Source organism: Enterobacter sp. MGH 33 (genome assembly GCF_000534535.1).
Classification (GTDB): domain Bacteria; phylum Pseudomonadota; class Gammaproteobacteria; order Enterobacterales; family Enterobacteriaceae; genus Enterobacter; species Enterobacter hormaechei_C.
Genome location: NZ_KI973212.1, coordinates 914786 through 926483 on the forward strand (window position 1 = coordinate 914786; position 11698 = coordinate 926483).

Genomic DNA, 11698 nt, shown 5'->3' on the forward strand with positions numbered 1-11698 from the left:
GAGGGTGATGGAGGTAAAATGCAAAATGTGCTATCTGGTGAAGAATTAAAATTCCTCTTTTAACTGACAGATCAGAAGATTTGTTGCATTCTCTTTCTGGTTCGGAGTATTCGTTTTTCATAGCTAATAATAATCTACTTTCTGGGGTATATAAAATGAATTTACTGTATCGTTTTATAAATGAAATAAAAAATAAATCCTTGGATTTATATTTGTTACTTTTCTTTGTAGGTTGTTTTGTTTTGCTGAAAATAAAAGATCCAGTTCGAGTTTATTTGTCATATGCATTATTTATTGGCCTTTTAGTAATACTGTATTTAAAAAGGCAGCGAGCCCGGGAAATTATTATTCATTTTATTCGGTTCGAAAGTGGCGGTGTTGTAAATAAATTGGCCGGATGGGCGTCGCTCCTTGCTTGGGGGGCGTTTCTTCTTTTTCCTTTTGCAATAAATATACAGTTTGGTTTTCTTGCAAAAGTACTGTTAGTGATGTTCTCCATTTTTATTGTTATTAGCAGCGTTTTAACAATCTTTGTTCTCGAGAAAAATGGCCATGAGAAAGTAAAAAATATACGGGTTATGTTATTTTCATTTATATCAATTTGTTATGTTGCATCTAGTGCGTTCTCGGCAAGTTTATTTCTTCAGTTGAGTAATATGGATTTATCATCCAGTCCATGGTTGGAGTTTACATGGAAGCTCAGTTCATTTTTTGTATTGATATTTTTTATATTACAGTTGACTACTTACGTAATATTCATCGTGACTGCTGATCATGCAAAAGGATATAGGCTTTTTACTATTTTGGGCGCTTTAATGCTAACGAGTTTAATTGTATTATTTGTCTCAAGCAGGCCGGATGTAGTAGCATATTATGTTTTAAAATATTCTACTGGCAGTGAATGGCGGAGTGATTTTACATGTGAGAATGAAAAAATATCACGCCCTAATGAGAGATATTTCGGTTATAATACTGATAAGTACACAGCTTACTTTTTCAATCGTAACGGAAAGTGGGGGTTCGATGAGATAACTTGTGTTAAAAACTCGCAAGAGGGGAAAGGATATACTGTAAAAAATGTATCGACAGAAAATATCCCTCATTGGGTGAAATAATTAAAATCACAGTTCCCCCTGTCCGTAAACGAAAGGGGGAAAACGTATAAGAACCCTCCGTATATACCCAACTTTACCTTCAAAGCCAGTCAGATTGACTACCCTTAATACCCTAAGCGGTAAAACAAGGAGATTCGATATGGCTTACCAGACAGTAAATCCTGCCACGAACCAGCTCATCAAAGAATATCCCTCTCACACTGACGCAGACGTTGAAGCGGCGCTGAAGGCAGCCGATGCGCTCTATCACTCCGACTGGGCGAAAGGCGACATAAGCCAGCGCCTGCCGGTGCTGCATAAGCTGGCGGACCTGATCGACGAACGCGTGGAGGATCTGGCGAAAATCGCCAGTCAGGAGATGGGTAAGCTCATCGAACAAAGCCGCGGCGAAGTGAAGCTGTGCGCGCAAATCGCCCGCTACTATGCGGACAACGCGAAGCAGTTCCTGGCCCCGGTGAAGTATGACTCTGAACTCGGGGAAGCATGGGTTGAACATCACCCCATCGGCGTGCTGATGGCCGTCGAGCCATGGAACTTCCCGTACTATCAGCTGATGCGCGTTCTGGCGCCAAACCTGGCAGCGGGCAACCCGGTGATCGCCAAGCACGCCAGCATCGTGCCGCACTGTGCAGAGACCTTTGCACAGCTGGTACGTGAAGCGGGCGCGCCGGAAGGGGCGTGGACCAACCTGTTTATCTCGTCCGAACAGGTGGCGAACATCATCGCCGACGATCGCGTACAGGGGGCGGCGCTGACCGGTTCAGAAAAAGCGGGTAGCGTGGTTGCGGCACAGGCTGCGAAGCACCTCAAAAAATCGACCCTGGAACTGGGCGGGAACGACGTGTTCGTGGTGCTGGACGATGCCGACCTGGATAAAGCCGTGAAGATCGGCGTTAACGCGCGGCTGAACAATGCCGGGCAGGTCTGTACCGCGGCGAAGCGCTTTATCCTGCATGAAAAGATTGCAGACGCCTTCCTGAGCAAATTCACCGAGGCGTTTAAGCAGGTGAAAATTGGCGATCCGCTGGACGAAAGCACCACGCTGGGGCCTTTGTCATCCAAAGACGCGCTGGAGACGCTAACTAAACAGGTTAACGAGGCGGTGAAAAATGGCGCGAAGCTGCACCATGGCGGCAAGCCGGTTCAGCGTGACGGAAGCTTCTTTGAGCCGACCATCCTGACGCATATCTCGCGTGATAACCCGGCGTACTTCGAGGAGTTCTTCGGTCCGGTAGCGCAGGTTTACGTGGTGAAAAGCGACGACGAAGCGGTCGCACTGGCTAACGATTCCCACTACGGTCTGGGCGGCGCGGTGTTCAGCCAGAACATCGAGCGCGCGAAGAAAATGGCGTCGCGCATTGAGACCGGGATGGTATACATCAACTGGCTCACCGACACTGCGGCAGAGCTGCCGTTCGGCGGCGTAAAACGTTCGGGTTACGGACGCGAGCTGTCGGACCTGGGGATCAAAGAGTTTGTGAACCAGAAGCTGGTGGTCGTTCGCAAGTAATGCGGTAATAAAAAAAACCTGCCATCCGGCAGGTTTTTTATTAACGGTCGCATCGCCTTTCTTGCCGGGTGGCGCTGCGCTTACCCGGCCTACAATCAATGTGCAATAATTTTAATACATTGCACCCTTCATTGTAGGCCCGTGCAAGCGTAGCGCCGCCGGGCAAAACGCGCAAACAGGCTTAGAAGGACACTCCACCGCCTACATATGCACCATCGATCAGCGTGTGGTTTGGACGACCGTCTTTACCGTCTACGCTCACGTGGCGATAGCCCACTTTCAGCGTGACAGGTTTGACTGGCGTCCAGCTTACGCCGCCGTTAGCTTCAACATAGTTCTTCACGCTGTTGTTCAGGCCGTCTGGCGCCACATAACCTTCACCAAACACGTGAATGCTGTCCGTAAGCGCAACGTTAACGCCGCCGCCAATCGGGAATGCCACGCCGTTATCGCCTTTTTTCGGGCCGATGTAGATGGCTTTCGCGCCAGCATTCAGCATCACCGGACCCACTTCCAGGTTGTAGCCTGCCCCAACGCCGCCGGTCTGGGTGCCGTCATCGGTGTTTTTCAGCCAGTTGCTCTCCGCATACAGGCCGGATGAGGATTTCCCCATTTCCAGATTGAGGTTAGTAAAGTTTTTACCCTGCTCAATGCTGCCACCCATGGCCAGTGCGGAGCCCGATACGGCGGTCAGAGCAGAAAGGATCAGGATGTTAAGTTTTTTCATGAGTGTTTCCTCGTCATTAAATTAATCTGAGGGCACCTTAACAAGCGATGTTTATGACTGCAAATGTGATAGGTCTCGCATTTATATGCTGTTTGTGTTGGGTTTTTGAATGGTAAATGTTGATGAATTGTTTATATGGCAAATCGTCAATGTCCAATACATTCGCGTTTAGGGACAGTTTACATTCCTGGCTAAACGTAAAATGAACGAGGCGAAAATAGTCCTTCGCCATGAATTAATTGGGTTTCTAATAATTTCCAAAAGTATTTCAGCTGACACAGATAAAGACAGAGGTTTACATTTCTGGTGATTGATATACGTCCGTACGCGCCGCTTCGTTGCCATTACATGTCATTTTTCTGACACGTTTCTTCATTACGTTGTTGGCTTCACTTACTGGATGCTAACAATATGAAAAGAAAAATTATTCCTGTGCTAATCGGTTGTGCGCTCTCTTTCTCTGGCCTGGCGGCACAGCCAACCGCGGAGCGCTACGTCGTCAGCTTTCCCGAAGGCGCGCATGTCAAATACAGCGGTGCGTTTGCCAGCGCATTCCCGAACGGGCTCCCGGTGGGGATGGGTTCGGGTTTGTTATTCACGGGCAAGCAGGGCGATGCGCTGACGTTTGCGACCGTGACCGATCGCGGTCCTAACGCGGATTCGCCAAAAATGGGGAAAAGCGATGCCAAAATCTTTGCTACCCCGGATTTCGCCCCGCTGCTGATGACGATCCGTGTGCTAAACGGCAAAGCGGAGGCCGTGGACGCGCGACCGCTGCATGATGATAAAGGCGAGATCAACGGCCTGCCGCTGCAAAGCGGCGTGATTGGATCTACCAATGAAGTCGCGCTAAGCGACACCTTAAAAGTGCTGAAAGGCGATAACCGCGGGCTGGATACGGAAGGCATCACGCCGGACGGGAAGGGCGGTTACTGGCTGTGCGATGAGTATGGCCCGTTCCTGATTAACGTCGACAGTAAAGGGAAAATCCTCGCGATCCACGGTCCGCAGGCGACGGAAGGGGAGAAATCCATCGCGGGCGGTCTGCCAAACGTTATCAAATGGCGTCAGGCAAACCGGGGCTTTGAAGGGCTGACCCGCATGCCGGACGGACGCATTATCGCCGCCGTGCAAAGCACGCTGGATATCGACGGGAAGAGCAAAAAACAGGCGCTGTTTACGCGTCTGGTGAGCTTCGATCCGGCGACCGGGAAAACCGCGATGTATGGCTACCCTGTCGACAGCGCGGCCTACAGCAAAAACAGCGACGCCAAAATCGGCGACATAGTGGCGCTGGATAACCACACCATCCTGCTGATTGAACAGGGCGAGGATAAAAATGACGCAATGCGTAACCTCATCTACAGGGTTGATCTGAGCAAGGCGAGCGATCTGGCGGCCTTCGACAAGCCGGGCGAATACCCGGAGTTTGATGATGAGAAAACGCTGGCGCAGCGCGGCATCACGCTTGCGGAAAAAACGCAGGTGGTCGATCTGCGCGCGCTGGGCTGGCAGCAGGAAAAGGCCGAAGGGCTGGCGCTGATTGACAGCAAAACGCTGGCAGTGGCGAACGATAATGACTTTGGCGTGAAGGTGGCGATGCAGAAGCCAGTCGAAGGCAAGAAGCTCAAGGATTATCGGGTGAACGCGCAGGGGGCGCTGACGCTGGATGACAAACCGGTTGAAACCACCCTCAGCGTGAAGCCGTTGAAGAAACCGGAGTCCGACAGCGAGCTGTGGATTGTGACGCTGCCGGAGGCGTTGAACTAGGGCTGAGCCACTTACCCTCTCCCCGCGGGGGGAGAGGGGAGGTAGAGCTAGATCGTTTTAGCACTCCTTTCCCAGGTTTCGACCAGATGATCTCGCAGGTTTCCGGTTCCGTGCATTGTCACCAGAAGATTCTGTCGCGCGCGGGTAAAACCGACGTAAAGGCGTTTGATATCGTCACTCAGATCTTCGCTGTCCCTTTCCTTTGCCGCATCCATAATGGCGACCGAGTTAAACTCAAGCCCCTTGCTGCTAGGCAGCGGCATGACGCAGAGGAAATCATTCTGCGGGGACCAGTGCTTTTTATCATCACTTGAGACAATCATCTGATATGGGATCTTGCGGGCTTCAAGCCGTGGCGCGAGCATACCTGAAATGCTGTACGTTGAGGGGCACAGTATGGCGATTTCCGACCATGCAACACCCTCCTGTCGCTGCTCTGTGACCCAATCAAGGACGCGTGTAATCTCCTCGTCCTGATTATCAAAGCTGGCCAGCGCCGGATACTTCCCGGACAGACCTCCTGCGGCAGGCTGCTGGTATTTGAGTGAAGCTTCTATGTGATTATTGAGATAATTAAATGCTACGCTGCTGGCAAAATGGAGTATTTGTCGGGTGTTACGATAATTGGTATCCAGGATAGTTGTGCGGCCCTGAGCCTTTATATCGACGCTGGACAGGGTAAAATCGAGAGCTTTCTTTTTCTGATAAATTGATTGAGCATCGTCGTACAGGAAAAGCAGGGAGCTATCTTTATTGTCCGGCATCTTAGCGAGAATTCTGAGCCATTCCGGCTTAAAATCGTGTCCTTCATCGATCAAAACGGCGCTGTACTGCTCCGGTTTGATCACTCCCTCTTCAAATGCCACCGTTAGCGCATTCTCCATCAGTTCAATAAAGTTTTTGCTCCTGGGGGGAAGACGCCGATGCGCGTTTAATTGTTGATAACACCAGGCGTGAAAATGGGTGACGTCGACGGGAAGGCGGAGAGTGTGTTGCTCCAGTTGTGCTTTGAGTTTTTTGGCCAACGTAATGTTGTAACAAATCACCAGTATCGGTTTGGTGTTTTCAATGTTGTTAGCAAGCTCAATACATCGGTGGTGCAAAATGAGCGTTTTGCCAGAGCCTGCCACGCCATGAATAACACGGTGTCCCGACCCCATACTTCTGGCAAGTTGTTCCTGGTTCCTGTCCATCATGCATACCACATCAGGAGTGTGGAACGTAAAATTATCCAGATCAACCCGCGTCACGGATGAGTTAATACGTGCATCGGGATAAAGATGCCACCGAATGCGGTCAAGTTGTTGTGGGGTAGCATGATGGGCGAAGCGATGTCTCAGAAGGGATTCGAGCCGGACGGAGATTTGTTCTCGGGTCATAAACTCGGTCAGCTCATCTTTGCAAATTACCTGGCTGGTGGGCAATATCTCATTCAACTCTTCGGGTGTAAAATTCTTTTCTAACTGTGCTCGGGTGATGTTGCTCAAATAAACACCATACCCATACGGCATAATAAAACCGCCCTCATGCTCTCCCTGTTGCTGGCGAAGCAGAGGATCTTTTTTCAGGCTGTTAATGATATGAAAGGTATATTGTCGAACCTGTTCGAGTGGGTTCTTCAACGGCTCTATGCCGTTTTTGGTTTCATAATTAATATGGGTTTTATTAGCTGATTTTATTTTGGTGATAAACCAATCTTTCACTTCTATAAACAGCAGCCCTCTATCGGGGGCCAGAATCACAAAATCAGGATGATCGTCTTTGTCACCCATTCGGGTATCATACCAGCAGGTAAACTGTTCGCTGAGCCCACCCTCCAGAAGCCTTGCCAGCCTTTTTTCTCCGGCCGTAATTTTCTCGCTACAGCTGCTAATTGTGGGAATAATGATTGCCATATTACGCCTACCAATTGATGAAAATTATACAAATCCAATTAATTAATATTGTAAGGTATATTAATCAAAGCATGATTTCATTATTGGTAAGAACATAACAGACAATATTGCAAACAGAAAGGGCGAAACCCGCATTTTACTTCAATGAAATACGCTCCCTTTTTTGTTTAAAAGGGAGCGGCGATTTACTTTTTCAGCCCCGCAAACGCTGCCCGAATTTCCTCTTCCGGCAGCTGTATTCCAATAAACACCATCACGCTGTGCGGCACTTCATCGTCCCACGGGCGATCCCAGTCGGCGCTGTACAGGCGCTGCACGCCCTGGAACAGCAGGCGGTTCGGCTCGCCGTCGATCCACAGCATCCCTTTATAGCGCAGCAGCTTGTCGGCAAATGACAGTAGCAGGTTCTCCATCACGCGGGAGACCTCGCTGATGTCAACCGGGTAGTCCAGCTCAACCACAATCGACGTCACGTCGTTTTGCTTGTCGGACATAAAGTGGAAGCGCGGTTTCGCGGTGACGTTCTCTTCCAGCATAAAGCCGTTGGTGTTGAACAGCTGAGCGAGATCGATATCGCCATGCGTCACCGTGTAAATGGGCGCACGCGAGTTGATGCGCGTCAGGCGCTCGCGCAGTTTTTCACTTTCACCCGCCACGTCGGTTTTGGTCAGCAGGATGCGGTCGGCGTAGCCAACCTGGGACTGGGCGATGGTGAACTGGTTCATCTGCTCGTCGGCGTGTACCGCATCCACCAGAGCGATGACGCCGTCCAGCAGATAGCGCTGGCAAATGATCTCATGGGAGAAAAAGGTCTGAATAATCGGGCCGGGGTCGGCCATGCCGGTGCACTCGATCACCAGTCGGTCGAAGTCGATGTCACCGCGATCGCGGCTGTCGAGCAGGTCCAGCAGGGCGTCTTCTAATTCGTTAGAGCGGGTGCAGCAGATGCAGCCGTTGGTCAGGGTTTTGATCTGGGTGGCGCGGTCGCCAATCAGCTGATCGTCAACGGAGACTTCGCCAAATTCGTTTTCGATGACGGCGATTTTGAAGCCGTGCTGCTCGTTCAGAATGTGGCGCAGCAGGGTGGTTTTACCGGCGCCGAGGAAACCGGTCAGCAGGGTAACGGCAATCGGGGTCATGGTTTCTCCTTTAGCAGCAGCGGACGCCGCCTTCTCCACTTCCGCCGTAGCGCGCTTCCTGACGCTCGCGGAAGAATTCAGTGTAGGTCATGTACGGCTTATCCGGATGGTTGGTCTTCATATGCTCAACGTAGTTGTCATAATCCGGAATGCCAATCAGCATTTTCGCCGCCTGACCGAGGTATTTTTTTGCTTCGCCTAAGTTACCAAACATTGAGGGTTCCAGATAGAAGAAGCCCGGTGGCGCTACGCTTACCGGGCCTACAGTAACATGCTTAATTAATGGTGTGAGGAGGTCTTCACGCCGCCTTCCGGCACCGGTACGTACGGGGTCTCTTTGTCCGTACGGCCCTCAACGTTACGCACTTTCATCCAGGTTTTGATGCCGTAGAAGATAATGCTGTACACCACCACCAGGAACAGAATGCTCAGACCCGCGTTGGTGTAGTTGTTCACCACGATATGGTTCATGTTGGCAATCTGCTGCGCGGTCAGATCCGCGCCGCCTGCGGCAATCTTCTCTTTGTACTGGTTAGCCATGAAGAAGAAGCCTTCCAGCTGCGGGTTGGTGCTGAACAGTTTCAGACCCAGCGCCCAGGTAGTGCAGAGCAGCAGCCACAGCGCAGGCACCACGGTGACCCAGATGTATTTGGTGCGTTTCATCTTCACGAGGACAACGGTACCCAGCACCAGGGCCACAGCCGCCAGCATCTGGTTAGAGATGCCGAACAGCGGCCACAGGCTCTTCACGCCGCCCAGCGGGTCAACAACGCCCTGATACAGCAGATAACCCCACAGGCCTACGCAGCCCGCAGTGCCCAGAACGCCGGCCACCAGAGAGTCGGTTTTCTTCAGGAATGGCACGAAGTTACCCAGCAGATCCTGCAACATGAAGCGGCCTGCACGCGTACCGGCATCCAGCGCGGTGAGGATGAACAGCGCTTCAAACAGAATACCGAAGTGGTACCAGAAGCCCATGTCCGCCCACGGCAGCACTTTGTGGAACACGTGTGCGATACCCACCGCCAGCGTTGGCGCGCCACCTGCGCGGTTCAGCACGGACGGTTCGCCGATGTCTTTCGCGGTCTGCATGATCTGCTCAGGCGAAATCACGAAGCCCCAGGAGCTGACGGTCGCCGCCGCGTGTGCGCTGGCGTCTTTCAGCTGTGCCAGGATCAGCGCGGTATTTTCGCCGCCCATCTCATGCAGGTTTGGCATGGTAATGCCGAGACCCGCCGGCGGGGTGTTCATCGCAAAGTACAGGCCAGGCTCGATAATCGACGCCGCAACCAGCGCCATGATCGCCACGAAGGATTCCATCAGCATCGCGCCGTAACCGATGAAGCGCGCGTCGGTTTCGTTGGCCATCAGCTTCGGCGTGGTGCCGGAGGCGATCAGCGCGTGGAAGCCAGACACGGCACCGCAGGCAATGGTGATAAACAGGAACGGGAACAGGGCGCCTTTCCACAGCGGACCGGTACCGTCAATGTACTGCGTCACCGCCGGCATTTTCAGCTCCGGGTTGATGATCACAATACCAATGGCCAGCCCGACGATAACGCCGATTTTCAGGAAGGTTGCCAGGTAGTCACGCGGAGCCAGAATCAGCCACACCGGCAGCAGCGCTGAGATGAATGCGTAGCCGATCAGCGCGAAGGTGATGGTGGTGTCTTTAAAGGTCAGCGCCGGACCCCAGTACGGGTCGTGCGCAATCACGCCGCCGAAGTAGATGGAGGCGACCAGCAGCACGATACCGATGACCGACACCTCGCCAACGCGGCCAGGGCGCAGGAAGCGCATGTAGATGCCCATGAACAGCGCAATCGGTACGGTAGAGCAGACGGTGAAGACGCCCCACGGACTTTCGGCCAGCGCTTTCACCACGATCAGGGCCAGCACCGCCAGGATGATGATCATGATCAGGAAGCAGCCGAACAGGGCGATCGTGCCTGGCACGCGGCCCATCTCCTCTTTGATCATCTCGCCCAGCGACGAACCGTTACGGCGCGAGGAGATAAACAGCACCATAAAGTCCTGCACCGCTCCCGCCAGCACCACGCCCGCCAGCAGCCAGAGCGTACCCGGCAGGTAGCCCATCTGCGCAGCCAGCACCGGACCGACCAGCGGACCCGCGCCTGCAATGGCGGCGAAGTGGTGACCAAACAGCACGTAACGGTTGGTTGGCACGTAGTTCAGGCCGTCGTTGTTAATAACCGCCGGGGTGGCGCGCGTCGGGTCGAGCTTCATAACCTTCTGCGCGATGTACAAGCTGTAGTAGCGATAAGCCACAAGGTAGACGGAAACCGACGCGACCACGATCCACAGGGCGCTGACGTGCTCGCCCCGGCGTAATGCGACAACCGCCAGACAGAAAGCACCGATGATCCCGAGGATGGCCCAGGGCACGTGCTTAAGTAGTTTTTTAGTATCCATAATAAGACCTGGTTTTTTATGTAAAGAAAAAAGGGTCAGGGTTCGTTGTGAGGAGGTATTGATTAATGCTGGAGCGATCGTGCCAGATCCTCGCGCGTGTAAAGCACGGTAAATGGGTGAGTGGTTGAAAGCGATGCGTGAGCGGTCAAAAGCGAGGGTGAGTGGTTAAGGCTCACCCCCGGTGGGAGAAAATATGTGATTGAGATCACTGAGAATAATCTAGCCCTGTGGGCTTTTGTCGTTCGCTTCAGGGCAGTGCACGCAGCGGCAGGGCTGATACGCGGGCAGCAGCTGATAGCGCCCTTTGCCGTCGTGTTCAATAATCGGGGAAAGCGCCTGTAAATCGCGGTACACCGTGCGTTCGGTAATGCCAAATTTTTGCATCAGATCGCGGCGATTAACGCTTCCGTTGCGGTGCAGGGCAATAATGATTTCAACCAGACGTTCAGCCGAGCGGCTTCGGGGTGAAGGGGCCATAAGACTTTCCAGCGTTAAGGGGGCGGCTGACGACGTTGCCAGCCGCCCCGGAAAATTTATCTTATGGATAGTTAACGGCGCACCTTTGCGGAAACCTTAGCGTTTTTTTGTGCAACGGGATCAAATCGCGGCCTCCATCTCCATCATCACCGGGTGGAAACGGCGTTTGAAGTAGATCAGGCCGTGCCCCTCGCTGCTGAGGATGATGTTCTTAATCTCTACAAGGTAGACCAGATGGGTGCCGATGGTTTGCACCTGGGTTATCTCACCTTCCAGGCTTGCCAGAGCGCCTTTCAGCACCGGCTGCGCCAGCGGTCCTTTCTGCCAGCAGGAGAGAGCAAAGCGCTCATCCATTGCCATGCCGGTCATCCCGGCAAAGTGGCGGGCCATGATCTCCTGCTCGTGGTTCAGCACGTTGACGCACAGTTTGCCGTTGCCCTGGAAGACCGGGTTCATGGCGCTGTTGGCGTTGATGCAGACCATGACCGAGGGCGGGGTGTCCGTGACCGAGCAGACGGCGGTGGCGGTAATGCCGCAGCGACCCGCATCGCCCTCGGTGGTGACCACATTCACCGCCGCCGACAGGCTGGCCATCGCGTCGCGAAAACGCAGGCGTTCTTCAGATTGCATTG

10 protein-coding genes are annotated in these 11698 nt (G+C 52.8%); 3 read left to right on the forward strand and 7 right to left on the reverse strand.

Annotated features, from left to right (window positions below):
* The first annotated feature begins 155 nt into the window (after positions 1–155).
* A complete protein-coding gene (locus L379_RS25555) occupies positions 156–1115 on the forward strand; it encodes a hypothetical protein (RefSeq protein ID WP_050597028.1) in 960 nt (319 codons plus the stop codon).
* Between the two features lie 139 nt (positions 1116–1254).
* Positions 1255–2625, forward strand: a complete 1371-nt coding sequence (locus tag L379_RS19570) for an NAD-dependent succinate-semialdehyde dehydrogenase (RefSeq protein WP_017694568.1) — start codon at positions 1255–1257, stop codon at positions 2623–2625.
* A 181-nt stretch (positions 2626–2806) separates the two neighbouring features.
* Here the strand turns inward: L379_RS19570 and L379_RS19565 are convergent, their stop codons facing one another.
* Complete coding sequence (locus L379_RS19565) at positions 2807–3352, reverse strand: YfaZ family outer membrane protein (protein WP_006810254.1); 546 nt, start codon at positions 3350–3352, stop codon at positions 2807–2809.
* 411 nt (positions 3353–3763) lie between these two features.
* Here L379_RS19565 and L379_RS19560 point away from each other — a divergent pair, with 411 nt between their 5' ends.
* Positions 3764–5122: an esterase-like activity of phytase family protein gene (locus L379_RS19560; protein WP_032652468.1), complete on the forward strand. Its 1359-nt coding sequence runs from the start codon at positions 3764–3766 to the stop codon at positions 5120–5122.
* A 47-nt stretch (positions 5123–5169) separates the two neighbouring features.
* On the opposite strand, the gene L379_RS19555 is transcribed toward L379_RS19560, so the two are convergent.
* The 6 genes from L379_RS19555 to L379_RS19530 form a co-directional block, all read right to left on the reverse strand.
* Complete coding sequence (locus L379_RS19555; RefSeq protein ID WP_032652470.1) at positions 5170–7017, reverse strand: 3'-5' exonuclease; 1848 nt, start codon at positions 7015–7017, stop codon at positions 5170–5172.
* A 185-nt stretch (positions 7018–7202) separates the two neighbouring features.
* Positions 7203–8156, reverse strand: a complete 954-nt coding sequence (gene yjiA / locus L379_RS19550; RefSeq protein WP_032652472.1) for a GTPase — start codon at positions 8154–8156, stop codon at positions 7203–7205.
* A 10-nt stretch (positions 8157–8166) separates the two neighbouring features.
* Positions 8167–8370 carry a YbdD/YjiX family protein gene (locus tag L379_RS19545; protein ID WP_003856610.1) on the reverse strand — a complete coding sequence of 68 codons (204 nt, stop codon included), beginning with the start codon at positions 8368–8370 and terminating at the stop codon, positions 8167–8169.
* Positions 8371–8435: 65 nt separating this feature from the next.
* Positions 8436–10589: a carbon starvation CstA family protein gene (locus tag L379_RS19540; protein WP_003856608.1), complete on the reverse strand. Its 2154-nt coding sequence runs from the start codon at positions 10587–10589 to the stop codon at positions 8436–8438.
* A gap of 219 nt (positions 10590–10808) precedes the next feature.
* A complete protein-coding gene (locus tag L379_RS19535; RefSeq protein WP_017383855.1) occupies positions 10809–11066 on the reverse strand; it encodes an HTH domain-containing protein in 258 nt (85 codons plus the stop codon).
* Between the two features lie 120 nt (positions 11067–11186).
* A complete protein-coding gene (locus L379_RS19530; RefSeq protein WP_032652475.1) occupies positions 11187–11696 on the reverse strand; it encodes a 4-hydroxyphenylacetate 3-monooxygenase reductase subunit in 510 nt (169 codons plus the stop codon).
* Between the last annotated feature and the right edge of the window lie 2 nt (positions 11697–11698).

Excerpts from the sequence above, each read along its gene's own strand:
- L379_RS25555 (WP_050597028.1), top strand. The coding sequence starts at position 156 with ATGAATTTACTGTATCGTTTTATAAATGAAATAAAAAATAAATCCTTG.
- L379_RS19570 (WP_017694568.1), top strand. The coding sequence starts at position 1,255 with ATGGCTTACCAGACAGTAAATCCTGCCACGAACCAGCTCATCAAAGAA.
- L379_RS19565 (WP_006810254.1), bottom strand. The coding sequence starts at position 3,352 with ATGAAAAAACTTAACATCCTGATCCTTTCTGCTCTGACCGCCGTATCG.
- L379_RS19560 (WP_032652468.1), top strand. The coding sequence starts at position 3,764 with ATGAAAAGAAAAATTATTCCTGTGCTAATCGGTTGTGCGCTCTCTTTC.
- L379_RS19555 (WP_032652470.1), bottom strand. The coding sequence starts at position 7,017 with ATGGCAATCATTATTCCCACAATTAGCAGCTGTAGCGAGAAAATTACG.
- yjiA (WP_032652472.1), bottom strand. The coding sequence starts at position 8,156 with ATGACCCCGATTGCCGTTACCCTGCTGACCGGTTTCCTCGGCGCCGGT.
- L379_RS19545 (WP_003856610.1), bottom strand. The coding sequence starts at position 8,370 with ATGTTTGGTAACTTAGGCGAAGCAAAAAAATACCTCGGTCAGGCGGCG.
- L379_RS19540 (WP_003856608.1), bottom strand. The coding sequence starts at position 10,589 with ATGGATACTAAAAAACTACTTAAGCACGTGCCCTGGGCCATCCTCGGG.
- L379_RS19535 (WP_017383855.1), bottom strand. The coding sequence starts at position 11,066 with ATGGCCCCTTCACCCCGAAGCCGCTCGGCTGAACGTCTGGTTGAAATC.
- L379_RS19530 (WP_032652475.1), bottom strand. The coding sequence starts at position 11,696 with ATGCAATCTGAAGAACGCCTGCGTTTTCGCGACGCGATGGCCAGCCTG.